Source organism: Cyclobacterium sp. 1_MG-2023 (assembly GCF_030546805.1).
Taxonomy (GTDB): domain Bacteria; phylum Bacteroidota; class Bacteroidia; order Cytophagales; family Cyclobacteriaceae; genus Cyclobacterium.
In genome coordinates, this window is record NZ_JAUOPC010000003.1 from 342,586 (window position 1) to 369,531 (window position 26,946).

Below are 26,946 nucleotides of genomic sequence, written 5' to 3' on the forward strand. Positions count from 1 at the left end.
AACATGAAGAATTTTAAATATATATTGATGGGCTTCACCATTGTTTCACTGGTGGCATGTCAGGAAGATCTATTGGAAACAATTCCAAACGACAGGATTTCGAAAGAGATCTTTTGGAAAACAATTGAAGATTTAGAATACGCATCAAATGCTGTTTATCCTGCTTTAGATGGAACTAATATTTTCTATTTTGATGGAATAACAGATCAATTGATGACCAATCATCCTTTCAATTCAAATACGGATATACAACGTGGATTTGGTACCATCGCTTCCGATAAATTCTATACCGAATGGCAAAATGCTTATCAAGGTATACGGAGAGCCAATGATTTCATGGACAATGTGGACCTTGTGGAAGAGGAAGACCAAGAAGCCATCAATAGGTTTAAGGGAGAGGTAATGACCCTCAGGGCATACATTTATCTTAAACTGATTATGTTGTATGGAGATGTGCCTTTGATTACTTCGGGCATAGACATAGAAGAAGGGCGTACGATTACCAGAACTCCTATTGCTGAGATTTGGGACTTTATAGAAGTTGAACTTACCCAAGCGGCAGAATGGTTGCCATATGAAAACAATGGTAGAATAGGAAAGGGAGCAGCTTTGGCACTTAAAGCCAGAGCAATGCTTTATGCTGGAAAGTACAGTGAAGCTGCAGAAGCCGCCAAAGAAGTCATGGATAGTGGGGTATTTAGTTTATACCCTGACTATTTTAACCTGTTTCAATATGAAGGAGAAAACAATTCTGAGGTCATTCTCGCTAGAGAATTTGCAGTGGATGTAAACGCACATAATATTTATTCGAGCGTAGCACCATGGAGCCAAACCTCAGGAAGTAGTGGGAGTTTGTATGTACCCACCAAAGCCATCATAGATGCTTATCCAATGGCAAATGGATTGCCTATAGATGATCCGGAAAGTGGATTTGATCCATACAATCCATATGAAAACAGAGATCCAAGGTTGGCTCAATCTGTATTCTTAACCGGAATTACTCCTTTGCCTGATGGCGGGACTTATGGATCCATTCCCGGTACAGATGGCTCGGATGCTGTTCAAATTACGGTCTATTCCACTGCCTCAGGCTATAATATGAGAAAATATGTAGATGCGGCAGATTATAGCAACCCAAACAACTCGGGCTTAAATATCATGTTAATTCGGTATGCAGAAGTATTATTGACCTATGCGGAAGCCAAGGTGGAGCTGGGTGAGTTGGATGAAACCGTGTATGCTGCCATTAATGAGGTCAGACAAAGAGAGAGCGTTATGCTTCCTCTAATTACGACTGAACAAGCAGCTACACAAGAAAGTCTGCGTTCAATTGTTAGAAATGAACGTCAGCTTGAACTTGCCTTTGAAGGTTTCCGCTTATTTGATATCAGAAGATGGAAAATCGCTGAAGATGTGATGCCCGGTGTTCCTCTAGGGATGCAATATGTAGATGACGATGGCAATTTGGTTCAAATATCACTTGATGGTTTTGATAGGTCCTTTGATCCTGAAAGGGATTACCTTTGGCCTATCCCTAACAGGGAGAGAGAATTGAATACAGCACTGACCCAAAACACAGGTTGGTAAGGGTAAGCACTCCCGGATTTTCCGGGAGTGCTTATTTTTTTTTGATTAATAGGGTGTAAGGCAAGTAATTTCTGCGAGCATTGATTGAGAGAAAAGTCAAAGACTCATTTAAAAATATGTGCTGCCATTTATAAGCTATAATTCCTTTCATGGCATGAAATAAATACCTTAAATAGATTAACCTTGTAGGCTTCAGGAATTTTGATTAATATCCCTTATCAAAGAGATAAATTTGATTTTATCATTTAATTCCATCTATTGATTGCTTACATCCACCTCACATGCAAAGACTTTATATTAAGCTAAAAAGTATCACCCTTATACTCGCAGGAATTTGTTTCCTAAGCAGTATTTCTTCTTATGGAAGACAAAATTCTAATTCAAGTGCTCCTCCCAATATCCTTATTATTACTGTAGACAATGTTGGCTATGGAGATTTTAGTTTTATGAATGAGGCTTCACCAATTTTGACTCCCAATCTAAATAAACTAGCAAAACAAGGCGCAATATTGACGGCCTTCTATACCGGATCTCCTACATGCACAGCATCAAGAGCAAGCTTACTTACCGGAAGAATTCCTCAGAGAAACAAGTTGGACTACCAACTAGGGGGACTGGCAGGAAATTATGGCATTGGTCTTCCTCAAACTGAAATTATTATTCCAAAGGTATTGAAAAACAGCCCTTATGGATACCAAACGGGTGCATTTGGGAAATGGAATATAGGCTTTGCCCCGGGTTCAAGACCAACAGAAAGAGGTTTTGATGAATTTTTGGGAATTGCTTCCGGAAATGTAGACCACTTTTCTCATGTATATGCCGGCAGACATGATCTTTATCACAATACAACTTCCATCAATAGGCATGGAGAATACAGTACGGACTTGTTTGCCAATGCAGCCATAGAATTTATTACCGAGAAAACCACTGATAAAAAGCCGTGGATGGTTTATTTGCCTTTTGATGCACCACATCATCCGGGTAATAGAAACATTGAGCCGGGAGAAGAGAATATTTGGAAAGCACCGGATTATGCCTTTAAGCCTTATGGCTTGAGCCCTAATGAGAAAGATCCTCAAAAGAGATTCAATGCTATTGTAACAGCAATTGATATGGCTGTAGGTAGAGTTATGGATTCTCTAGACGAATTGGGAATTGCAGACAACACCTTTGTCTTCTTCTATTCCGACAATGGCGCATTTTACCCTTATCTGGATATTCAGTCCAACGCCCCTTTAAATGGTGCCGGAGTAACCCTTTGGGAAGGAGGGATTCGGGTACCTGCATTGGTGAGATGGCCGGGTAAAGTCAAGGCCAATTCTACCATAAATACCCGGCTTTGGTCATTGGACTTGATGCAGGCGGCAGCTAATTTAGCCGAGGCAGAATTGCCCCAAGACAGGTATTATGATGGAAGAAACCCTTTACCTGTATTGACAGGGGAGACCAGCCATTCACCACACGCCTCCATGTTTTTTAAATACAAAGGGCAGGAAGCATTGATATGGGGAGATTATAAGATCTTCAGAGAAAGTAATGAAGAGTCTTGGAAGCTTTTTAACCTTCGAGAAGATATTGGAGAAACCAATGACCTGGCTGAGAAAAGCCCGGATTTGGTGAAAAAATTAGAAGAACCATTTAAATTAACGGAAGAGGAGATTAAGAGTGATTTGGAACGAGAACGACTGACACCTTATACCTCCAATAATAATTAAATAAAATTCATGAAGACCCAGTCAAGACGAATAGCATTATTTGCGCTATATATCTTGGGCCTATCGCTGCCAATGGATGCGATGGCTCAAAAATCAAAGAAGCCGAATATTCTTTTTATTATTTCAGATGACCTCACTACCACAGCCGTTTCTTCCTACGAAAATGCTGCCGGATATACACCAAATATAGATCAGCTGGCGGAAGAAGGAACCAGATTTACTAGGGCTTATTGTCAGTATCCGGTATGTGGTCCTTCAAGGGCATCTATGATGTCAGGATATTATCCCCATGCCACAGGGACTTTTGGTTATGTGAGCGGGAGAGAGAATATTGGTCCTGATAAAAAGATGTGGCCGCAATTGTTTAAAGAAAATGGTTGGTTTACGGCCAGGGTAAGCAAGATTTATCATATGGGTGTTCCCATTGATATTGAGAAAGGGTCTAATGGCACAGACGATGAAGCTTCATGGAATGAAAGGTATAATAGTCAGGGCCCAGAGTGGACTGCAGATGGTGAAGCGGAATTGGTACAAAACAACCCCTATGGCCTTTTGCCAAGAAAAGGAGGGAATGTGATGACTATTGTGAAAGCAGATGGTGATGACTTGGTGCATTCGGATGGTAAAACAGCCGAAAAAGCTTCCGAATTGATTCGTTCCCACAAAGACGAACCTTTCTTTCTAGCCGTAGGTCTGGTAAGGCCCCATGTGCCCTTTGTTGCCCCCAAACCTTATTTCGAAAGGTTTCCATACGAGCAGGTAGTCCTTCCTCCCAAAGTAGATGGTGATTGGGATGATATTCCTGCCCGAGGGATAAATTATGTCACCACAAAGAATGCTAAAATGACTGAGGAGCAGCAAAAGAAAGCCATTGCTGCTTATTATGCTTCTGTAAGCTATATGGATGCTCAGGTAGGTAAAATTCTTAACACCTTAAAAGAAGAAGGCCTTGAAGACAATACCATAGTAATCTTTACTTCTGACCATGGTTTTCATTTAGGAGAACATGATTTTTGGATGAAAGTAAGCCTGAAAGAGGAATCTGTAAGGGTGCCTTTGATCGTAAAAATCCCCGGTCAAAAAGCCCAGGTTTCTAATAGTTTTGTCGAATTAATTGACTTGTATCCAACCATCGCTGAATTGGCTGGAGTAAAAGTGGAGGATAAGATTCAAGGAATAAGTTTTGTTCCAACCCTCGACGACCCTGGTTTTAAAACCAGAGACATGGCCTTTTCTGTCAATAGGTGGAGAGGAAAGCATGCCTTCTTACTGAGGAATGACAAATGGGCCTTTACCCTTTACAATGAAGATGGAAGTGATGGGATTGAATTATTTGACATGGAACACGATCCCAAACAGTATAATAACTTGGCAAGCTACCCAGCCTATCAAGAGATTGTTGCTCAGCTAAAGGAAGAGGTCAATAAGAAATTAGTCGCAATTAGAAATAATGATTTGCCGGATAAACCGGTTGAACAATAAATAATATACCCAATGAATAACCTGATAACTAGTGGCTTGAAGCTTTCATTTCTATTGATTACCACTTTGTGGTTGTTGGCCTCGTGCAGTGAAAAGGCCGAAACTCAAGCAACCCACCCCAATGTAGTGCTACTTCTTGGCGATGACCACGGGTGGGATGAAACCGGATACAATGGGCATCCATTTCTCCATACGCCTGTATTGGATGAAATGGCCAGGTCTGGAGTACGGATGGATCGATTTTATTCGGCATCTCCGGTTTGTTCGCCTACCAGGGGTAGTATCATTACCGGGAGGCATCCCAATAGGTATGGCACTTTTACACCTGGTTATTCTATACGACCTGAAGAAATTAGTATAGCAGAGATCATGAAAAATACCGGATATGTTACTTCTCATTTGGGGAAATGGCACCTGGGACCGGTGAAAGAGGCCTCACCTACAAATCCAAAGCAGTTTGGGTTTGATGAATACCTTTCACACGACAATTTCTTTGAAATGAATCCACATTTATCAAGGAATGGGGCAGACCCTGTGGTTTTCAAAGGCGAGAGTTCTGAAATTTTGATTGCAGAGGCCATTGATTTTATTGAGCGAGCAAAAGAAAAAAATCAGCCCTTTTTTATCGTGGTCTGGTATGGTTCACCTCATGAGCCTTATAGCGCAAAAGCGGAAGATTTGGCCTTATATGATAGTTTGCCTGAAGATTTCGGAAATCGAATGGTAAGGTTGACCTCCAATGAAACCGGTGGACCGGTGGAACGTTTGCAACGAGAAGTATTGCGGGAGCGATTTGCCGAAATTACTGCAATGGACAGGTCTATTGGCCAATTGAGATCTTTCCTTGAGGATAAAGGGATGCGCAGCAATACCTTGCTATGGTACTTTGGTGACAATGGAACGCCTCAGGAGGGTAATGCCACAGTTCCTTTCAGAGGTCAAAAAGGAAGGGTATATGAAGGAGGTGTCCGGGTTCCTTCTGTTTTGGAATGGCCTGCTAAAATTAAAACGCCTTTCGTTACAGCAATGCACGGTGTTTCCAGTGATGTGTTGCCAACCCTTTGTGATCTCACCGGTCAAGCACTTCCTGACCGACCCATTGATGGAATCAGTCTCTTGCCTATGCTGGAAAGGAAAATGGATACAAGGCCTGAACCTATCGCTTTCTGGAATGGAAGACCAAGAAATAATGGGGAAGGTTTAACGGATTATATAGATCCTGAATTGCAAAAAGGCACCTCCCCTCTGGTGAAATTGATGAATGGGATCCCCACCAGAAATTTCAAAAACTTTATTCATCCAGACATTCAAGAACAGGACTTTTCAGGCCCCAGGACTTTATTAGGGAATCAATACAAATTGGTGATCCATGGCGGCACTGGTGAGGAAGCCGAAAAAGAATTGTTTGATATCAATGCAGATCCGGCAGAGGAAAATAATATATTATCCGACTTCCCGGAAATTGCCGACAATATGGAAAAAGCCTTAATTGAATGGCAACAATCCGTATTGGAGAGTTTGATAGGGAATGATTATCCTTAAACCCGCATTATGCATTAGCCTATCTATTACGACCTGAATCTACTTCAAAATCAGTCGCTACGCTGCTGTTTTCGATTTCACCATAGCGATGCTATGATTAAATCTCCAAACAGCCTGATTATCTTGCAGTTTCAGTTCTCATTACGATTCCTAATGGATAAAGCGGGTTACATGAATCAAGGACTGGAGAAATCAATTATGGTTTCTCCATTTTCTTTTTTATGTGAAATTATTCTCGTTTGCCCATCAACGGTTAATTGGTACTCCCCATAAAATGCATCGGCTGAAAATTGGCCTTCACCATTGGTCGTTCCTGTCTTTTCCGTCCACCAAGTTTCAAAAATCAACTTTTGGTAGGCATAAGCCGCAGGCTTTGGTTGCCAGTCTCGGGTATATAGGGAGGAGGCCGGAATCCAATTGACTCCTTCCCAAAAACCCCACATTAATATTCCTTCCACTGCCGGATGGGCAAAGCAGATGCTATAATAATCCACCAATTCGGTGGCGTTTTGCTGTTCCTCCTCCGGGCTCATTAGTAATTGGGTGTCTTTATAGAATTTTGAACGTTGGCCCGGCATATTGAACTCGGTGATTCGAATGGGTAGACCAAATTGGGCCAGGGAGTCAAGGCTACGTTTCAGTTCCTTTCTGTCAAAGGTGCTGCCATGCAGGTGACCTTGCACGCCTATTCCGGCAATCGGAACATTTCGAGCCAACAGTTCCCTGATTTGCGCCAAATAGTCCGCCAACCTATTTCCTGTTAAGATATCGTAATCGTTGAGGTAAAGTTGAGCCTCAGGATCTCCTTCAAGAACCCATTTGGCCATTTTGGCGGTAATGTCCGGCCCCAACCGATCTTCATAATAATTTCCATGGATCATTTCATTGTTCAGATCGTATTCTACAAAGCGGCCTTTGTACTTTCGGGCAATACTAATGGCTCTATCTTTTATGGTTGCCTCCAGTTCGGCATCACTCAACTCCATTATCCAAGGCTGAACAAATTTTTCTATACCCCAAAATAAGTTATGTCCCCGCAGGGGAATATCGTTTTCCTCTGTCCAATTCAAAATTCCTTCTACGGTTAAGTGATTGACTTTGCCTTTTTCCCTTTCCATATTGGCCCACTTGAGGGCATTTTCGGTGACGGCACTGTTGAAGTTTTTAAGAAAATGAGCCTTGTATTGGTTGAGGTCCTCCAGAGACATATTCCCGGATCCCAGTCCATTAGCAATGGCTGCACCAAACCAAAATTCATGGGCTATCTGCTCCAAAGAGACCTTAGTTCCCGGCTTGGCTTTGACAATCAGCTTGCCTTTTCTATGCTGAGTGATGGCTTGGTCTACAGGGGTGTTTTGGCCTAAAGCTTGCACGCATGTACAAATCAGGATGACTAAGCTAAAAAGGATGGAAGAAATTTTATGTATGGTTATCATTCTGGGTTTCATTGTTGTAGAACGAAATTAACAATTAACCATTAATAATTAACAATTTTTCCGGTAAGATGGGGTGATCGGGTGATCGTGTGATCGGGTGATGTGGTGATTTTTCGTCCTATCATTCTGGGTTTTATTGATATAGAACGAAATTAACAATTAACCATTAATAATTAACAATTATTCGGGTAAGATGGGGTGATCGTGTGATGTGTTTTTTGTCGGTCTATTATTTTGGTTTTAATTGATATAGAACGAAATTAACAATTAACAATTAATATTTAGCAATTAACAATTAAGCATTAACTATTAATAATTAGCAATTAAATACCAATAATTAACAAATATTGCCCAGAGCTGTTATTTTTGAGTTCGGTAAATAATTATCGGAATTGCTTTAAACCAATAAATACCTCTTGAATGAAAACGTTTTTATTTTCTTCCTTAATTTTATTCTGTTTTGTGGGCCTTGGGATGGCACAAACAAGTAAATCTCCCAATATTGTTTATATTCTTGCGGATGATATGGGGATTGGAGATGCCTCCTGTTACAATGCTGATGGTAAAATTAAAACCATACATCTTGATAAAATGGCAGAAAATGGAATAAAGTTTACAGATGCACATACCAGTTCTTCTGTCTGTACACCTACTAGATACGGAATTCTGACCGGAAGATACAATTGGAGATCAACGCTTAAGAATGGTGTTTTGGGAGGATACTCAGCACCATTAATCAGCAACGATCGATTTACTGTTGGAAAGCTTTTGCAAAAGGCCGGATACCATACTGGATTTATTGGCAAATGGCACCTCGGATGGGACTGGACATTTGAACAGGAGTATGAAAACATTGATAATTTGAATACTATTCTGGAGGTTGATTATACCCAACCAATTAAAAATGGTCCCAACCAGGTAGGCTTTTCTTATGCTTATGGATTTAGCAGCTCTCTAGATATTCCTCCTTATGTATACATTGAAAATGATAAGGTTACCGCTTTACCGGAAAGGATGACTGTAAATGTGGATGACAAGGGATTTTGGAGAAAAGGTCCTACCGGAGCAGATTTTAAGCATGTACAGGTAATGTCCAACTTAACCGAAAAAGCAGTTGATTTTATCGATAAAAATGCAAATCAGGAAAAGCCATTTTTCTTATACTTCCCACTTCCGGCACCCCATACACCTATTTTGCCCACTACGGAATTTATGGGTAAAAGCAATACCAATATGTATGGGGACTTTGTCTTACAGGTAGATGATCTTGTAGGGAAAATTGTTGCTGAACTGGAGAGACAAGGAATTGTTGACAATACCCTTCTGATTTTTACTTCGGACAATGGCTGCTCACCAAAAGCTAATTTCTCTGAATTGGCCAAAGTAGGGCATGATCCTAGCAATGGCTTTAGGGGACATAAGGCAGATATTTATGAAGGAGGCCACCGCGTACCTTTTATTGTTCAATGGCCGGATAAAATAAAAGGAGGAAGAACCACAGATCAGATTATCTGTACCACTGATTTTATGGCCACTGTAGCGGACATTCTGGATGAAAAAATGCCGGAAAATGCCGGAGAAGATAGTTTTAGCTTTCTGAAGGTGCTTAATGGATCCATGGATAGCGAAGTTAGACCTTCCATTATTCATCATTCCATTGAAGGAAGATTCGCCATAAGAAAGGAAAATTGGAAACTGGTGGCCTGGCCCGGTTCAGGCGGTTGGACTGCCCCAAGGTCTGCAAAGGAACTCGCAGGTTTACCGGCCATGCAGCTTTTTGACCTTTCCAAAGATCCGGGAGAACAAATCAATTTGATCAATGATTATCCACAAGTAGCCCTAAACTTGAAAAAGGAAATGATAAACTTAATTAAAGAAGGAAGAAGCACTCCCGGGCCAACACTTGTCAATGATGGACCAAAAGTTTGGGAGCAAGTCAAATGGGCTTATGAAGCGCAATAAAGAAAATTACCGCATTACCTTTTTGGTGACTTAATTTTTAAGCTAAACAGGTAATTTCCAGATCGATTAATTAAGGGTTTGATTTAGGTGAAATGATTGGTTCTGAAGCGTGTTTTGGCAAACCTATGATTGGTACTTTAAATAGAAGTTGTAAAACAAGCATATTGTTTGCCCTGATTGGTCTGGTTTCATTTCCCTTGTATGGTCAAGGGATAAAAGGTTTTGTATCCGGAGAAGATGGTAAACCCTTGGCCTTTGCGACTGTCTTTGCCAGAAACCTAAATGATGGTATTCCGACGAACCAAAATGGCTATTTTGAATGGAAACTTCCTAAGGGTCATTATGATGTACTCTTCCAGCACTTGGGCTATACTTCGCAATTAAAGGCGATTGAGGTGAAGGATGATTGGGTAGAAGTGAATGTTGTCTTGGAAATGCAAACTTATGGACTTCCTGAGGTAGAGGTAAAAGAAGGTGCTGAGGATCCTGCATTAACAGTGATCAGAAAAGCCATTGCTAAAGCCAAATACCATAAACTTCAAGTAGAAGCTTATACCATGATGGTATACATCAAAGGTACCGGTGAACTAAGCGATGCGCCATTCTTTCTTAAGAAAAAGTTAGCCAAGGAAGGTGTTAGCTTAAATGAAGCATATACTTCTGAATCCGTCTCTAAGGTTAGTTTTAAACAACCAAATGAAATCAAAGAAGAGGTCATAAGCATTCGCACAAGTGGTGATAACAACCAAACTTCGCCTGCTCCCTATATTGGGGCTAGTTTTTACGACGACAAGGTAAATGATATCATTTCCCCCCTGGCAAAGTCGGCTTTTGCGTATTATAGGTTTCGCTTGGAAGGTACCTTTCTGGAAGACGAGGTACTTGTCAATAAAATAAGGGTCATTCCTCGGTCTAAAGGAGAGAAGGTCTTTGATGGTTATATTTATATTGTAGAAGACTTGTGGTCTATCCATAGTTTGAACCTAAAAACATCTCTATTGGGCTTTGATATAAAGGTTCGCCAACAATATGCCCCTATAAAGGAAAAGGTATGGATGCCCATTACACATACGTATATTTTTGGAGGGAAATTTTTCGGTTTTGAAGGTGAGTTTCAATATTTGGCTTCAACGAGAGATTATGAGTTAACCCTCAACCCGGAGCTTCAATTTGACACTGAAATTCTAGATGAAAAAGTCACGGCTATTCCTGAAAAGGTCAAAACCTTAGCCAACAAAGATGCGCCATTATTACAATTAGAAGAAGCCGAGCAATTGAGTAGAAAACAATTCCGGAAACTAATCACTGCCTATGAAAAAGAGCAAGTTAAAGCCCGAGAAGAGCAAGAAATAGTTTCAGTAAGAAGTCAAGTGATTGATTCTCTGGCTACCCAAAGGAGCATGGCTTATTGGGACAGTATCCGACCTACACCACTGACCAAAAAGGAAATTTTAGGATATGTTAGAGATGATAGTTTGGCGCTAATAGACAAAGCTAAAAATAGTGAGGTAGATAGTATCGCACAAAAAGCCAAAAGGAAATTTAACCCATTTGATATTTTTACCGGCGGAAGGTACAATTTTGGAAAGGGTAAATCTGCAGGTTTTTATACCAATTGGACAAAAATGTCCTTTAATACTGTGGAAGGCTTTAAATTGGGTTTTTCCGGTTTTTATAGAAAAGAGGAAATTACCAAAATGGCGGATAGTGTGACCAATGAGGTAAGGTCATGGAACTTAAAGCCGGAGTTTAGGTATGGATTTGCTAGCAAAAAGGCCTACATGACTTTTAACTTCCGTAGGTCTGTAACCAAAGGAAGGGAAGGATATTCCTTGGGAATGGATGGTGGAAAATTCATTTACCAATACAATGATGAAGGTCCTATAAGTGAACAAGTAAATGCGCTTTATTCACTTTTTTTCAAAGAGAATTACATGAAATTATATGAAAAAGCATTTGCTAGGTTTTTCTGGGCCCAAAGGATGGGAGATCAATTTACCTATAGGGCAAGCATAAGCTTGGAAGATAGAAGTCCACTTACCAACCATAGCAATTACAGTTTTTTCAATAATAATGGTAAGGCGTACCGTTCCAATAAGCCTTTTCAAAAAGACCTGAATGATCAATTTTTGGTTTCCAACAAAGCCACATTGCTCGATTTGAGTGTTGATTGGAGACCGGGACTAAAATATCAAGTAAGAAATAACCGTAAAATTCCCTTAATGGCTACTGCTCCCTTATTAATGCTTAGCTACAAGCAAGCTGTCCCTATCATTTTAAAAGGGGCTGAAGTGAGTAAATATCAACAGGTGGAATTCGGGATAAAACATTCCATTCCTTTCGGGGTAAGTGGTAGGTTGGCATTTAATCTGACTGCAGGTGAATTTTTTAATGCGAAGAAAGTCTATTTTATGGATTTCAAACATTTTGGTGGAAATAGAACGGTCTTTAGTAATATGGGGGCCGCGAGTAACTATAGATTCCTGGATTATTATACCTTTAGTACTATGGATCGGTATTTTGGAGGTTTGGTTCATTACCAGTTCAGAAAATTTATTTTCACCCAATTACCCGGACTGCGGTTTTCAGGAATTAGGGAAAACCTGTTCTTTAACTACTTGAAAACAAAAAATTCGCCTCACTATTGGGAGCTTGGTTACTCTTTAGATAACCTTTTCAGATTGTTTAGGTTGGAGATGGGGGCAGGTTTTGAAAACGGAAAGTACAGCTCAGGTGGCTTTAGGTTTGGAATTGCCACCTTTATTTCAATAAATATAGACGAGTAAGCGGTTTTAACTTACTTTTGTATTGGCCAAACTCCAGACTCTTTGAAAGATTTACTCTTAATCACTCCTCCATTTACCCAGTTGAATACGCCTTATCCGGGGACAGCCTATTTAAAAGGCTTTTTGAATACCAAAGGTATCAGTAGTTTTCAGATGGATTTGGGGATGGATGTTATTCAGGCCATCTTTTCTAAAAAAGGACTGGAAGAGATATTTTTATTTGCGGAGCAAAATAAGACGATCAGAAGTGAAAACGCAGAAAGAATATTTGCCCTAAAAGATGTATACATCCTTTCGATTGATGCGGTAATACTTTTCCTTCAGGGGAATAATGCGACTTTGGCTAGGAAGATTTGTGCGGATAACTTTTTGCCTAAAGCCGCTAGATTTGAACAGCTGGATGACCTGGATTATGCCTTTGGTAATATGGGAATGCAGGATAGGGCTAAACACCTGGCAACCCTTTATTTGGAAGACTTGTCTGACTTTATTATTGAATGTGTTGATGCGAATTTTGGCTTCAGTAGGTATGCAGAATCCCTAGGAAAGAGTGCCAACAGTTTCGATGCGCTTTACGAAAAGTTAAGCATGGAACTTACTTATATCGATTGTATAAGTATTAAGCTGTTGGATTATCAAATGAAAACCATTCAACCCAAAATGGTCGGCTTATCAGTACCTTTCCCGGGAAATTTATACAGTGCCTTTCGATGTGGTCAGTTTATAAAAGAGAATTATCCACAGGTAAAAATTGTGATGGGAGGAGGCTTCCCAAATACTGAATTGAGAAGTGTTTCTGACCCAAGGGTATTTGATTTTGTCGATTTTATTTGCCTAGATGATGGAGAAAAACCGATAGAGATTATTTTGAAGCTAATCGAAAAAGACCATCTTCCATTCGATTTAAATATCAAATTAAAGCGAACGTTTTTTCGATTAGGTGAAGCTGTTTTGTATAAGAATGATTCCAATGAAACAGATTACAAACAGCATGAATTAGGTACCCCTGATTATTCCGATTTGAATCTGGATAAATACATTTCTGTCATAGAAATTGCCAACCCCATGCATAGTTTATGGAGTGATGGAAGGTGGAATAAACTAACCATGGCTCATGGTTGCTATTGGGGCAAGTGTACTTTTTGTGACATTTCTCTGGATTATATAAAAATTTACGAGCCCCTTACTGCCGGTATTTTGGTAGATCGGATGGAGCAATTGATAAAAGAAACCGGAGAGAGTGGATTTCATTTTGTCGATGAAGCTGCACCTCCGTCCTTGATGCGTGCCCTGGCTCTGGAAATTATTAAGCGCAAACTCAGCCTTACCTGGTGGACAAATATTCGTTTTGAGAAAAGTTTTTCGCTAGACTTATGCTTACTGTTGGCTGCTTCCGGCTGTATAGCCGTATCGGGAGGTTTAGAGGTGGCTTCAGACAGGCTGCTTAAGCTTATTGATAAAGGGGTGACTGTGGAACAAGTGGCAATGGTTACCAGAAATTTTACTGAGGCAGGAATAATGGTGCATGCCTACCTTATGTATGGCTATCCTACCCAAACCATCCAAGAAACCATTGACAGCCTTGAGATGGTTCGTCAGTTGTTTGAGGAAGGTGTATTGCGGTCAGGATTTTGGCATCAATTTGCCCTGACAGCTCATAGTCCTATTGGTTTGGCTCCTGAGGAATTTCAAATTATTTCACAGCAAAATAAGATCACTTTTGCTAACAATGACATTGCATTTACAGACCCAACCGGCGTAGATCATTCTCAGTTTAGCTTTGGCTTAAAGAAGTCACTTTTTAACTTTATGCACGGTATAGGTTTTGACTTTCCCTTGCAAGACTGGTTTGAATTTAAAATTCCACGGCCAACCATTGGGCCGGATTATATTGCTTCATGTCTTGAGAAGGAAAACCATAAAGCCCCTAAAGATACCGCTAAGGTGGTATGGATAGGAAGTGCACCCATTGTGACAGAGAAAGTCATTCGCAAAAAGAAGAAGTCTTATCCTAGGGTTTTATTGACCTTTCATACGCCTACAGCCATAGTCGACCTTACCTTAACAAAAGATCATGCGGATTGGCTGTTGCATATACTGGAGGAGATGAAAGCATCTTCCAAGCCTCTTTCCTATATTGTTTTTAAATCAAGCTTTGAAGAAGCTTGTGGGAATTTTGATGAATTTTTCAACTCGGCCATAAAAGAAGAACTAAATGCTTGTGGATTGTTGATCCTCTAAAAGAGTAATTTAACTTTTTGATTAAGTTTTAGTATGGCTTTTTCAATCTTAAAAAAATTGTATATTTAGCTTTTATTAAATCCCAAAATTAACTAAATCCAAGACAATTTATGAAGCGTAGGGCTTTCATCAAAAAAAATGGAACATTTACCCTTTTTGCTCCATTTGCCAGCTTGCCAATTGCCTCTTTTGAATCTTCCAATAATAATATAGAAATCAATAAACCTGAGTGGTTATTACAAATGATTTCTAATAATGATTTGTCGCTGAATAATATCCTTCTCAGGTATGTGGGAGACAAGCATGCTGTCCACTATGGAGCGGTATTGGATGGGAATGAAATGGCAACTGCCCATTCTATAACTTCTTTCATAAAAACGGGGATTTGTGCCTTGGTAAGTTCCGAATCAGAATTTTATAATGATCAGGAGTTAAGGGAGAAATTGGCTTTATCCTGTCATTTTATTCTAGGCCTTCAAAATGAGGATGGCACAATTGATCTGGTCTCTACCAACTTCCATTCCACTCCGGATACAGGATTTATCGTAAAATGGTTGGCTCCGGTTTGGCGTCTCTTGGATCAATCAGAAGTGTCCCAAAAACAATTGATTTTAGCTCCCCTCAAACAATTTCTGGTCAATGCAGGTGAAGCCTTGAAAATAGGGGGTATTCATACACCCAATCACAGATGGGTGGTTAGCTCGGCACTGGCGGAACTCTATAAAATCAAGCCTGATGAAGCCTATAAATCAAGGGCAGAAGAATGGCTCTCGGAGCAAATTGATTTGGATGAAGATGGACAATTTGAAGAAAAAAGTAGTTATATATACTCTTCTTTGAGTGATAGGGTGTTGATTAGTATTGCAAGAGGGTTCAATAAGCCGGAATTGCTGGATTATGTAGCAAAAAATCTTAAAATGAACCTTTTTTACCTGCATCCCAATGGGGAAATTGTAACGGAAGCATCCGGAAGACAGGACAACTCCCGAATAGGCACCTTAGAAAATTATTATTATCCATTCCGCTATATGGCCCTAAAGACGGGAGATGGGCAATTTGCTGCTGCCTGTAAGTTAATTGAAGAAACTTGTTTCAGAAAAACAACCGGTTTTCTATATTATTTCCTGGAGGATCCCTCTCTTTGGGAGGAATTGCCTGCTTCAAAAGCATTGCCGGTCAATTATGCCAAAGAATTTCGGAATTCAAATTTAATAAGGGTGAGAAGGGGGAATTATGACGCATCTATACTTTCTGATAGTACCGTTTTCTTTACTTTTCATAAAAAAGAATTGGCCCTACAAGGAATGAGGTTTGCCAGTGCTTTTTTTGGGAAAGGTCAATTTTCCGCAGATTCTTATAAAGTAGAGAATGGCAAATACATTCTTTCAAGTGAATTGACTGGGCCTTATTATCAGCCTTTTCCCAAAGAAAACATTCCTGGTGATGGGGTATGGTCCAAAATGCCCAGAAATCAGCGCCAACAATCAGAAATTCAAAAGCTTTACAGTACCGTAACCATTCAGGAAGAGGGGGATGGGTTTTCGATTGATATTGCGATAAATGGGACAGACAATGTTCCGGTTGCGCTTGAGTTAATATTTAGACCCGGAGGATCTTTTTCAGGTACTGTGCCTCATGAAGGAATGAAAGAGACGGTATTTTTAAAAGAAGGAATGGGTAAATACACCGGCAATGGCTCCTCTATAAATTTTGGGCCGGGTTTATACAGGCACAAATGGGTAGCTATAAGGGGTGCTTTGCCTAAAATGGATGCACCCACAGCCTTCCTGACAGGCACTACACCTTTTCACCATTCCATAAAAATCTCTTAATACCAACATGATGATTATACTGAATCGTTTTAAAGAGAAAACTTTCTTGTCATGCCTATTTTTGATAGGCTGGCCTGTTTATATGTTAAGTTTTACCGGGGAGGCTTATGGTCAATCGAAGATAGAAAAAGCCAAACCTAATATTGTCTTTCTTATTTCTGAAGACAATTCCAAGCACTTCATGAAGCTCTTTGATTCCAATGGTGTGGAAACACCAAACATTGAGAAGATGCTTCAATCAGGTCTTCTTTATCCCAATGCATTTTCGAATGCCCCTGTTTGTTCAGTAGCGCGAAGCACACTTATTTCCGGGACCCTCACTACTAGGACAGGAATGTACTTGCACAGAAAAATTAAAATTGCACCGATGCCAGAAGGGCTGGAAATGTTTCCGGCTTATCTTAGGAAGGCGGGTTATTATACAACCAATAATTACAAGAAAGATTACAATGCTGTAGAAAAAGAAAATGTATGGGACAACTCCTCTAAAAAAGCAGCTTGGCAAAATAGACCAGACAAAAACCAACCTTTTTTTCATCAAGAAACCTTTCATGAAAGCCATGAAAGCCGGCTACATTTTTCAAATGATGTAATGGCAAATCATAAAGTTTCGGATAACCCTGCCCAAGTATTTCTTTTCCCCCAATTTCCTAATACTCCATTGTTCAGGTATACGGTTGCTTATCATAGAGATAAAATCAGAGAAATTGATGCCTGGGTAGGAAAGAAATTGGAGGAATTGTCAGATTCCGGGGAGCTTGAAAATACTTTTGTTTTCTATTTTGGTGATCATGGTGGCGTTTTGCCGGGAAGTAAAGGTTATTTATTTGAAACAGGTTTAAACGTTCCTTTGGTTGTTCGGATACCGGAAAATTACAAGCACCTGTCTCCTTATAAACCAAAGGAAAGGCCTCAAGCCTTTGTAAGTTTCATTGACTTTGCACCTACGGTTTTACATTTAGCAGGATTAGAAGTTCCGAAACAAATGGATGGAAATCCTTTTTTGGGCTCAGGGCTAAAGAGAGCCTCCTTAGAAAGCAGAGACGAGACCTATGGTCATGCAGATCGCTTTGATGAAAAATATGAAATGCTTCGATCCATTAGGAAGGGTAAATGGAAGTATATTCGTAGTTATCAGCCTTATTATCCGGATGGTTTGCAAAACAATTATCGCTATAAAATGATGGCCTTTGCCTCTTGGAGAGAGCTTTATAAAGAGGGACAATTGAATACTGAACAGGCTGCATTTTTTATGGAAAAACCGGTAGAGCGATTGTACAATTTGGAAGACGATCCTTATGAAATCAATAATCTGGCCGGAGAAGAGAAGGAAATTTTAAAAGAACTACGAGACCGACTCAATACATGGATGATGGAGAAAAATGACCTTGGTTTTTTTCCTGAAAATGTTTTGGTGAATCGTGCTTTGAATAACCCTGTTGGCTTTGGAATAAAGCAGCATAAAAAAATCAAGCAGCTTATTAAAATATCCGAATGGGCCACTGCGGATTGGGCTGAAGTAAAGGATCGGGTCATAGAAACGATTATGCATGGAGAGGAAATGGAAAGGTATTGGGCTTATACAGTGGCATGCACCTTTGGAGAAAAAGTAAAGCCGGATTACCATAAGTTTCCTGATTATGAAAGCGAATCTGTTCCTATCGTCCAATTAAGTGCCATTACCCTTTCGGGCAGGGTAGGAGCAAATAATCCCATGCCGGACTTGATCGAATGGTTAAATCAATCAAAAGATCCGGTAGCCAATTTGATTGCCTTGAATACCTTGGTGTATTTTAAGGACCATACCCCTTATGGAACCAACTTTAATTCAGATAGCTTGCAGCTTAAGGTGGAAAATGATGAGGTCATCCGTAGGCTAAAGTACCTTGATGGGACCTGGTGATCACTTCCTAAATGATAAATAGTGCATTCATCAAATTTTATGACCAAGAATAGGTGTTTGTACCTAACTTCTTTAAATTGTAAGTTGATTTAATTTAATTACCAAAAAATGTTCAACCGATTAAAATTTATGTCCTTAATTGGACTAGTGATCTTAAGTCAATATGCTTGTACTTCCTCAAACAACAAAGAAGTAGTTGAAGAGGAAGTTGATGAAATTGCTTCATGTCATGAAAATATTCCGGATAGATTTAGTACCTCAGGAACGAAGACTGCTGAAGGTATAGAAGAGCGAGAGGAGCCCATTTCTCACGAAGGCATGGTATGGATTGAGGGGGGAGAATTCACCAGGGGTTCCACAGATGACCGAGGGAGAAGAGATGAATTGCCCGCTCATAAGGCCAAAGTAGATGGCTTCTGGATAGATGAGACAGAAGTAACCAATGCCCAATTTGCTGCTTTTGTAGCAGCCACCGGCTATGTGACCATTGCAGAGAAGAAGCCGGATTGGGAAGAAATTAAAAAACAATTGCCTCCGGGTACGCCAAAGCCACCTGATGAAGTCCTGGTAGCGGCTTCTTTGACATTTCATTCTCCCAATCAACCGGTTCCACTAAATAATGCCGCCCAATGGTGGGAATGGACACCAGGGGCAAATTGGAGAATGCCACAGGGACCGGGAAGTAGTATCGAAGGAAAGGAAAATTATCCGGTAGTTCATGTGGCATGGGATGATGCTTTAGCTTATGCTAAATGGGCCGGAAAAAGGTTACCTACTGAAGCCGAATGGGAATATGCAGCCAAAGGAGGATTGGAAGACAAGTCTTTTCCTTGGGGAAATGATCCGGTAGAAAAAAATGGTTTTATGGCCAATATATGGCAAGGAGATTTTCCGGTGACGGACAAGGCTGAGGATGGTTTCCAAGGATTAGCTCCTGTAAAATCTTTTGAGCCAAATGGCTATGGTTTGTATGATATGGCGGGAAATGTATGGGAGTGGACCAACGATTGGTACAGAGAAGACTATTATGAAAGAATTTCTGATCAAGTAGCTGTAAACCCTCAAGGACCCAAAGACAGTTATGACCCACAAGAGCCTACAGTTCCTAAGAAGGTGGTTAAAGGTGGTTCTTTTTTATGCAATGTATCCTATTGTGAGGGCTATAGAGTGAGCGGTAAAATGAAATCTTCAGCAGATACAGGTTTAGAACATACCGGTTTTAGGTGTGTTTCCTCAAAATAAATAAAAAAATATGTCTATACACATGAGTATTAGGTCTTTGATAGTGGTATTTATTTGTACTAGTTTTTTTTCTTGCCAACAGCAAGAAGAAGAAAAACCTGTTCCTAATATCTTATTTGTAATAGCAGATGATTTGTCTTATCCGCATACCGGTGCTTACGGTACAGATTGGATCAAAACTCCGGGGTTTGACAGGGTAGCAAAGGAAGGTTTATTGTTCACGAGGGCTTATACTCCCAATGCAAAATGTTCTCCTTCCCGGTCCATCATTATTACAGGCAGAAATTCTTGGCAGTTGGAGGAGGCGGCGAATCATGTCCCTTTTTTCCCTGAGAAATTTTTGTCACATGTCGAAGTCTTGGGGGGCAATGGTTATTTTACAGGTTTTACAGGTAAGGGTTGGGCCCCCGGAGACGCAGGCCAAAGAGAGCTGACCGGAAAAAGGTACAGTGACATCAAGATGGAAGCGCCTACACCCTATATTAGTCCGATTGATTATGCTGCAAATTTCGAATTGTTTTTGGATGAAAAGCCGGAAGATGAACCATTTTATTTTTGGTATGGCTCATTTGAACCTCATAGGGCTTACAGTTACGGAACAGGTGCTTCACTAGGAGGGAAAACCGTTGATATGATAGATAAGGTCCCTCCGTTTTGGCCGGACAATGATTCGGTTAGAAATGACCTCCTTGATTATGCTTATGAAACAGAATATTTTGACCAACATTTGGTTAAGATGTTGGCCACGCTTGAAGAGAGAGGAATGCTAGAAAATACCTTGATTGTGGTGACGGCAGACAATGGTATGCCTTTTCCAAGAGTTAAAGGGCAAGGCTATGAATATTCAAACCATCTTCCTCTGGCCATTAGATGGGGGGAAGGAATTAATAACCCGGGTAGGGTTATAGATGATTTTGTAAGTTTTCTGGATTTTTCTCCGACTTTTCTTGAAGTGGGGAATGTTAACTTTGACAGTTCAGGTATGGCTTCTTTTGCGGGAGAAAGCCTATTACCCATTTTTGAAACTGAACAAGGAGGCAAAACCGACCCCGGCAGAAATGCAGTTTTAATAGGTAAGGAAAGGCATGATATTGGCAGACCGGACGATCAAGGTTATCCGATTCGAGGGATTGTCAATGAAGAATATACCTATATTCATAATTTTGAAACGGATAGATGGCCGGCGGGTAATCCGGAAACAGGTTACCTAAATACTGATGGAAGTCCTACAAAAACGGTGATCCTCAATCAAAGAAGAGTTTCGGGAGAATACAAGTATTGGAACCTCTCCTTCGGTAAAAGACCTACAGAAGAACTCTATGATAGAAAAAAAGACCCCTATGGTTTGAATAATCTTGCCTTGCATCCGGAATACCAAAATATAAAAGAGGGATTAAAAGATGAGTTGTTCAAACAATTAAAAGCTCAAGAAGACCCAAGGATCTTAGGGAATGGCGCTGTTTTCGATAATTATGAGTACGCGCAAGAAAGCCAACGAGACTTTTACAATCGTTTTATGAAAGGAGAACCCTTCAAAACCGGATGGGTAAACGATAGTGATTTTGAAAAGGATTTTAAAGAGAAATAATGAAATCAATTAGCTTCATTTTTGTACTATTGGCTTTATTAACTGCCAATAATTTCATTTATGCCCAAGATAATCGTCCCAATATTATCATGATTATTGCTGATGATATAGGTTATGAGGATTTAGGTAGTTATGGCAACGAAATTGCTGTCACTCCGGTAACAGATAGAATCGCTACTGAAGGAATAAAATTTTCCAATTTCTTTCTAACCACCAGTTCATGCAGTCCCAGCAGAAGCAGCATTATTTCAGGTAGGTACCCACACAATACCGGAGCTGCGGAATTGCATACAGAAATGCCTGAGCAAATCCTCACTTTTCCTGAATTACTTAAAGAGGCAGGATATTTTACCGGCCAATCTGGGAAATGGCATATGGGACCAACTCCGCGCAAAGGCTTTGATTTGATTTATGACAAAAAGCCACAAATAGGTGATGGAGGTGAAGATTATTGGGTACCTCTTTTAAAAGAAAGACCTAAAGACAAGCCATTTTTTCTTTGGTTGGCTGCCTTGGATGCCCATAGACCTTGGGGTGAAAATGAATTCTCAGGAGCACATAATCCGGAAGATGTCAATGTGCCCCCTTTCTTGGCAAATGCTGTAGCCACCAAAAAAGACTTGGCAAATTATTACGATGAGATAACGAGGTTTGATCATTATATAGGATTAGTAGAAGAAGAATTGGAGCGGCAAGGGCAATTGGAAAATACGATTATTTTTATTCTATCAGACAATGGAAGACCTTTCCCAAGAAGTAAAACAAGACTTATAGATTCAGGTATAAAATCTCCTTTATTGGTCAAATGGCCCAAGGGGCTTAAGGCTGGTCTAAAAGTAGATGCGCTAGTGAGTAGCATAGACCTTGCACCAACCTTTTTAGACCTTGCTGGGGTTGAACCTCCCGGGAATTTTCAAGGGAAAAGTTTTTTAACGGTACTCAAAAACCCTTATATGCCTTTCAGAAATTATGTTTTCGCAGAGCACAATTGGCATGACCAGGAAGCTCATGAGAGAATGGTAAGGACCAAAGATTATTTATACATTAAGAATAACAGATCTCAATATGCCAATCCCGGGCCTGCAGATTCCAATGCCAGTGATTCCTATGCCGACCTCAAAAAGTTGAGGGATCAGGGAAAATTGAATCCTGCACAAGCTGATATTTTTGTTTCACCACGCCCAAATGAAGAATTCTATAGAATAGATGGTGATGCGTTTCAACTATTGAACAGGGCAACAGCCACTGAAGGCAAAGAAGAATTGGACCTGCTTAGGAAAGCTTTAGAGTTATGGTCCATAGAAACAGATGATTCTGTTCCCCAAAATTTAACCCAAGATTGGTATGATATAGAAACCGGAAAAGCACTTGATATAATAAGGGAAAGAGGAGAAATGCCGGGTGGTAGTAATGCACTAATTACTACTGAAAAAGGACCATTTTAGTAAATAGCAAAAATGTACATTGAACCCATTTTATTAAATTTTAGGAAGGTTTTGTTGCCTTTAATACTCTTTGTTTTTGCTTTGATTTGCACTTCTTGTAAAGAACCCAAATCCGAAACAAAAACGCGGATCATGGATCCATGGGCATTTCGCTCTGTATTGGATAAAAAACCCCGAATGTTAACCCTTGCCTTTGATAGTGTAAACTTTGCTGCTTATGACCTAGCCAAAGGACAATTGTATAAAGTTTGGAATGGAGGCGTTACCAAGGAAGGTACCGTGTTTACCAATAAAAAAAACATACAGCCCACCAGTTGGGGTAAACCTTATTATGAGGAAGGTAAATTGTATAATAGATGGGCCGTAAGTAAAAATGGTGAGCCGGTTTCCATTGAGGTTAAATATGAAGGTTATTTGATCTTGGGTGAAGAAATAACTTTAAGCTTCAAGTTGCTTTTACCGAATGGTAAAAGCATAACGGTTAAAGAAAATCCTGAATTCACAATAGAAGAGGATGGTACAATTGGATTTGAAAGGAAATTTATCATCAATAAACCTTCAGAAGATCTTGAGGTTACTTTAAGGCAGGCATCAGATGATCAGGAATTTAGGGTTGTGGCTGATAAATTTACGATTTCAGATTTTTTTGAACAGGTACCAAGGCAAGAGAAACCTGCCATTGCTGAAGGATACGATCATCTGGGTATTTTATGGATGGAAAACAGTGATTGTTATACTTGTCATGAGGAAGAACATGCAATGGTTGGTCCTTCATTTAAACAGATTGCCACAAAATATGAGCAAAACCAAGCGAATATAGCCACCCTTACAAAGAAAATTATTAGTGGAGGTGCTGGGGTATGGGGAACTACTCCCATGAATCCTCACCCGAATTTAAAAGAGAAAGAAATAAAAACTATTCTGGATTATGTATTCACATTTCGTCCAAAGGATGAAAAGATTGGTTCAAAAAATAAAGATACAAAGGCAAGAAAAGTAGCCAAGATTAAGGAAGATCCTATTCCGTTAAAACCCGGCTTCGGAGCACCTTTGGAAGGAGTTCATCCAAGTTATGATTTGACTGTTTTGCATAATGAGGATTTTAAACCCCGTGTAGGAGGTTTGGCTTTTTTACCAGACGGCAGGCTCCTCGTAAGTACCTGGGATTCTATTGGAGGGATTTATGCCTTGGAAGGGGTGACAGGAGCTGATCCCAAAAAGGTTAAAATCCAACGCATTGCAGCAGGATTGGCTGAGCCTTTAGGAATGGAGGTGGTCGATGGAGATATCTATGTGCTTCAAAAGCATGAACTTACCAAGTTGATTGACCATGATGGAGATGGTGTAATGGATGAATATAAGGTAATATGCGATGGTTGGGGAGTTTCAGACGACTTCCACGAATTTGCTTTCGGCCTAGTATATAAGGAAGAGCATTTTTATATTACCTTATCAATGGCCATGCGACTGCTTTCCACAGAAAGACAATTGCCGGACCGGGGAAGAACACTGAAAATCAGTAAAGATGGAAGCATTGAAAGATTGGATTATGGTTTAAGAACGCCTAATGGAATTGGCGTTGGGATAGATGATCAATTATTCCTTACAGATAACCAAGGGCAATGGTTGCCTGCAAATAAATTAATTCATGTTCAAAAAGGCAATTACAATGGAATGGCTTGGGGTTTAAGCGAGGAAGAAGAACAAAACCCTCCCAAAGCCAGCCCACCGGCTATTTGGTTGCCCGACAAGGAAATAGGGAATTCCCCTTCTGAGCCGATTCTAATGCAAGATGGTCCCTATAAAGGGCAACTGTTGCATGGAGATGTAAGTAACGGAGGGATCAAACGAGACTTTTTGGAAAAAATTAAAGGTCAATATCAAGGGGCGGTATTTAGGTTTTCTCAAGGATTTAGTGCCGGAGTTAATCGACTCGTTTGGGGGCCTGATGGTGCTTTATATGTAGGTGAAGTGGGGATGGTAGGAGGCTGGAGCTGGAAAGAAAATCAATATGGACTGGAGAAGATAAAATACAATGGTAAAAGTACTTTTGAGATGCTGTCAATTAAAGCCAAACCCTATGGATTTGAAATTGAATTTACCGAAGCTTTGGATCAGGAAAATTTGAATGCTGTTTTAGATAAAATGGTTCTTCAACAATATAGGTACGAGGCCACTGCTGCCTATGGAGGCCCTAAACTGGATTTGGAAACATTGAAAGCCCGAGAGGTTATTCTGGCAGATGATGGTATGAAAATAGAACTTAAAATTGATGGGTTGAAAGAAAACCATGTGGTCTATTTTAATTTGCCCCTTGACCTTAAAAGTAAAAATGGCAATGCTTTGTGGTCTTCAGAGGCCTGGTATACCCTTAATAAAATCCCTAATTAACATATTCCCATGGAAAAGAAAGACAATACTGGATTTAGCAGAAGAGCGTTTTTAAGTAGGTCTACTGTTGCTTTGGCAGCCGGTGGATTAGGTATCAGCCCTTCCATTAGTTTTGGTAAATCTGAAAATAAAAATAAAGTAATGAAGAAAATAAAAATCACCCATACTGATTCAAATTTCGAAAGAGAACCTTTGTTTCCTTACCGCTTTAAGGGAAGTGCCATCACACAGGCCTGGCAGGCAGTTGCTTTAATGCAATCAGAAAGCGGAAGACATAAAATTGGTATAGGTACACAGGGAACTTTATGGTCTGACAAAGCTGTATTCCAAAGCCATTCCACGACTGGAGGGAATGCCTTAATGTATGCCATGACAGAGCGAGCTTTACAAATCATAAAAGGAAATACCTTTGTAGATCCCATTACTTTACTTGATGATATCCTTCCGGAAGTTTACGCCTATGGCCAAAAAATCACAGGTAATCCGGACCTAAAAACCACCTTTGCCTTAAACTCATTGGTTCCTGTTGACAATGCCATTTGGTTATTGTATGGTGAAGAGAATGGTATGAAAAATTTTGATGAGATGATTCCTGAAGCTTATCGCCCGGGATTGTCCCAAAAACATGACAAAGTAGCAAGTATACCTTCTTTTAGTGTTGGAGCCTCCATAAAAGACATAAAGGCAGCAGCAGACGATGGGCATTTTATAATGAAATTGAAAACAGGAGCAGCAGGTACACAAAAGGAAATGCTTGCCAAGGATATCGAATTTTTGACAGCGGTTCATAAAACTTTAGGCGACCGTGAAACCCCTTATACCAAAAATGGTAAAATACCTTATTATTTTGATGTCAATGAAAGGTATGAAAAGAAGGAAACTCTAGAGCGTTTTCTAGACCATGCCAAAAAGATTGGAGCTTTTGACCAAATTGCAGTAATTGAAGAACCTTTTGGTGAGAAAAATAAAGTTTTTGTTGGGGATTTAGGGGTGAGAATTGCCGCAGATGAAAGCGCACATACAGTAGAAGATGCATTGGAAAGGATAGAACAAGGATATTCTGCAATAGCGCTGAAAGCTATAGCCAAAACCATGAGTATGACGATGAAGATTGCTCAGGCGGCCTATGAGAAAAATGTTCCTTGTTTCTGTGCAGATTTGACTGTTAACCCAATTTTGGTGGATTGGAATAAAAATGTAGCTGCACGATTACACTCATTTCCTGATATGCCACTAGGTTTACAGGAAACGAATGGTCATCAATATTATAAGAATTGGGATAAAATGGTAAGTTATCACCCAATGGCCAATGAGGAATGGGTTAAAACAAAAAATGGTGTTTACCCAACGGGTGCGGATTTTTATGAAAAAAGTGGGGGAATCCTGGCCACCATTCCTCATTACGAGCAAATGTTTGACCATTAATAGAGGAAGTATTAGAAAACTGTTTTCTTTTTAGGTTACGGTTAGTTAAAACTGATGCGGTATTGCTGTAAAATGCTTATGGCAATACCGTAATTATTTTAAGGATTGATTCAAAGCTGTTGTTCATACTCCTGCAATTCAAGTACATATAACTTGGTTTAATTTTTATAGTAATATAAAAAGTTTTTGAAATTTAATCGTTTGCCTACTATTGACAACTTTATAGAATTGGGGTGAAGGTTCAGGATTAATGCTTAAGAAATGATTTTTTTTATTAACTTGGATGGAAAGATTATAAATATTTGCTACTATGTTGCAAACTTATGTTGATTAAGTAAAATTATAACCTTGATTAATTGTTAGGAAAGG

At 39.9% G+C, this 26,946-nt stretch carries 15 protein-coding genes; 14 read left to right on the top strand and 1 reads right to left on the bottom strand.

The features are described from left to right. Positions 1-3: 3 nt before the first annotated feature. From Q4534_RS05945 to Q4534_RS05960, 4 genes are all read left to right on the top strand, one after another. Positions 4-1,587: a RagB/SusD family nutrient uptake outer membrane protein gene (locus tag Q4534_RS05945; protein WP_303612250.1), complete on the top strand. Its 1,584-nt coding sequence runs from the start codon at positions 4-6 to the stop codon at positions 1,585-1,587. Positions 1,588-1,868: 281 nt separating this feature from the next. After that, positions 1,869-3,302, top strand: a complete 1,434-nt coding sequence (locus tag Q4534_RS05950) for a sulfatase-like hydrolase/transferase (RefSeq protein WP_303612251.1) — start codon at positions 1,869-1,871, stop codon at positions 3,300-3,302. A gap of 9 nt (positions 3,303-3,311) precedes the next feature. After that, on the top strand, positions 3,312-4,784 hold the full coding sequence (locus tag Q4534_RS05955; protein ID WP_303612252.1) for a sulfatase: 1,473 nt from the start codon (positions 3,312-3,314) through the stop codon (positions 4,782-4,784). Between the two features lie 12 nt (positions 4,785-4,796). Next, complete coding sequence (locus Q4534_RS05960) at positions 4,797-6,326, top strand: sulfatase (protein ID WP_303612253.1); 1,530 nt, start codon at positions 4,797-4,799, stop codon at positions 6,324-6,326. Positions 6,327-6,502: 176 nt separating this feature from the next. Here the strand turns inward: Q4534_RS05960 and Q4534_RS05965 are convergent, their stop codons facing one another. Continuing rightward, positions 6,503-7,762: an endo-1,4-beta-xylanase gene (locus tag Q4534_RS05965; protein WP_303612254.1), complete on the bottom strand. Its 1,260-nt coding sequence runs from the start codon at positions 7,760-7,762 to the stop codon at positions 6,503-6,505. A gap of 420 nt (positions 7,763-8,182) precedes the next feature. On the opposite strand from Q4534_RS05965, the gene Q4534_RS05970 reads away from it, so the two are divergent. The 10 genes from Q4534_RS05970 to Q4534_RS06015 all read left to right on the top strand — a co-directional run bounded on the left by Q4534_RS05970 (position 8,183) and on the right by Q4534_RS06015 (position 26,577). After that, complete coding sequence (locus tag Q4534_RS05970) at positions 8,183-9,724, top strand: arylsulfatase (protein WP_303612255.1); 1,542 nt, start codon at positions 8,183-8,185, stop codon at positions 9,722-9,724. 125 nt (positions 9,725-9,849) lie between these two features. After that, positions 9,850-12,510, top strand: a complete 2,661-nt coding sequence (locus Q4534_RS05975) for a DUF5686 family protein (RefSeq protein WP_303612256.1) — start codon at positions 9,850-9,852, stop codon at positions 12,508-12,510. A 42-nt stretch (positions 12,511-12,552) separates the two neighbouring features. Next, positions 12,553-14,751 carry a radical SAM protein gene (locus Q4534_RS05980; protein ID WP_303612257.1) on the top strand — a complete coding sequence of 733 codons (2,199 nt, stop codon included), beginning with the start codon at positions 12,553-12,555 and terminating at the stop codon, positions 14,749-14,751. A gap of 110 nt (positions 14,752-14,861) precedes the next feature. Continuing rightward, positions 14,862-16,583 carry a hypothetical protein gene (locus Q4534_RS05985; RefSeq protein WP_303612258.1) on the top strand — a complete coding sequence of 574 codons (1,722 nt, stop codon included), beginning with the start codon at positions 14,862-14,864 and terminating at the stop codon, positions 16,581-16,583. 7 nt (positions 16,584-16,590) lie between these two features. Continuing rightward, the gene (locus tag Q4534_RS05990; protein ID WP_303612259.1) at positions 16,591-18,486 is read left to right on the top strand and encodes a sulfatase; all 1,896 of its coding nucleotides are present in this window, start codon (positions 16,591-16,593) and stop codon (positions 18,484-18,486) included. A 108-nt stretch (positions 18,487-18,594) separates the two neighbouring features. Beyond that, a complete protein-coding gene (locus Q4534_RS05995; protein WP_303612260.1) occupies positions 18,595-19,728 on the top strand; it encodes a formylglycine-generating enzyme family protein in 1,134 nt (377 codons plus the stop codon). A gap of 10 nt (positions 19,729-19,738) precedes the next feature. After that, complete coding sequence (locus Q4534_RS06000; protein WP_303612261.1) at positions 19,739-21,316, top strand: sulfatase; 1,578 nt, start codon at positions 19,739-19,741, stop codon at positions 21,314-21,316. Then, positions 21,316-22,761 (top strand): sulfatase, encoded by a 1,446-nt coding sequence (locus Q4534_RS06005; protein ID WP_303612262.1) that lies wholly within the window; start codon positions 21,316-21,318, stop codon positions 22,759-22,761. The genes Q4534_RS06000 and Q4534_RS06005 overlap by 1 nt, the downstream gene beginning before the upstream one ends. Before the next feature lie 132 nt (positions 22,762-22,893). Further along, on the top strand, positions 22,894-25,152 hold the full coding sequence (locus Q4534_RS06010) for a c-type cytochrome (protein WP_303612263.1): 2,259 nt from the start codon (positions 22,894-22,896) through the stop codon (positions 25,150-25,152). 9 nt (positions 25,153-25,161) lie between these two features. Continuing rightward, positions 25,162-26,577 (top strand): enolase C-terminal domain-like protein, encoded by a 1,416-nt coding sequence (locus tag Q4534_RS06015; RefSeq protein WP_303612264.1) that lies wholly within the window; start codon positions 25,162-25,164, stop codon positions 26,575-26,577. Positions 26,578-26,946: the final 369 nt, after the last annotated feature.

Bases quoted from the DNA above. Each gene is read 5' to 3' on its own strand.
- Q4534_RS06000 (WP_303612261.1), top strand. From the start codon at position 19,739: ATGTCTATACACATGAGTATTAGGTCTTTGATAGTGGTATTTATTTGT.
- Q4534_RS05945 (WP_303612250.1), top strand. From the start codon at position 4: ATGAAGAATTTTAAATATATATTGATGGGCTTCACCATTGTTTCACTG.
- Q4534_RS05975 (WP_303612256.1), top strand. From the start codon at position 9,850: ATGATTGGTACTTTAAATAGAAGTTGTAAAACAAGCATATTGTTTGCC.
- Q4534_RS05995 (WP_303612260.1), top strand. From the start codon at position 18,595: ATGTTCAACCGATTAAAATTTATGTCCTTAATTGGACTAGTGATCTTA.
- Q4534_RS05960 (WP_303612253.1), top strand. From the start codon at position 4,797: ATGAATAACCTGATAACTAGTGGCTTGAAGCTTTCATTTCTATTGATT.
- Q4534_RS06010 (WP_303612263.1), top strand. From the start codon at position 22,894: ATGGATCCATGGGCATTTCGCTCTGTATTGGATAAAAAACCCCGAATG.
- Q4534_RS05985 (WP_303612258.1), top strand. From the start codon at position 14,862: ATGAAGCGTAGGGCTTTCATCAAAAAAAATGGAACATTTACCCTTTTT.
- Q4534_RS05965 (WP_303612254.1), bottom strand. From the start codon at position 7,762: ATGATAACCATACATAAAATTTCTTCCATCCTTTTTAGCTTAGTCATC.
- Q4534_RS05970 (WP_303612255.1), top strand. From the start codon at position 8,183: ATGAAAACGTTTTTATTTTCTTCCTTAATTTTATTCTGTTTTGTGGGC.
- Q4534_RS06005 (WP_303612262.1), top strand. From the start codon at position 21,316: ATGAAATCAATTAGCTTCATTTTTGTACTATTGGCTTTATTAACTGCC.
- Q4534_RS06015 (WP_303612264.1), top strand. From the start codon at position 25,162: ATGGAAAAGAAAGACAATACTGGATTTAGCAGAAGAGCGTTTTTAAGT.
- Q4534_RS05955 (WP_303612252.1), top strand. From the start codon at position 3,312: ATGAAGACCCAGTCAAGACGAATAGCATTATTTGCGCTATATATCTTG.
- Q4534_RS05990 (WP_303612259.1), top strand. From the start codon at position 16,591: ATGATGATTATACTGAATCGTTTTAAAGAGAAAACTTTCTTGTCATGC.
- Q4534_RS05950 (WP_303612251.1), top strand. From the start codon at position 1,869: ATGCAAAGACTTTATATTAAGCTAAAAAGTATCACCCTTATACTCGCA.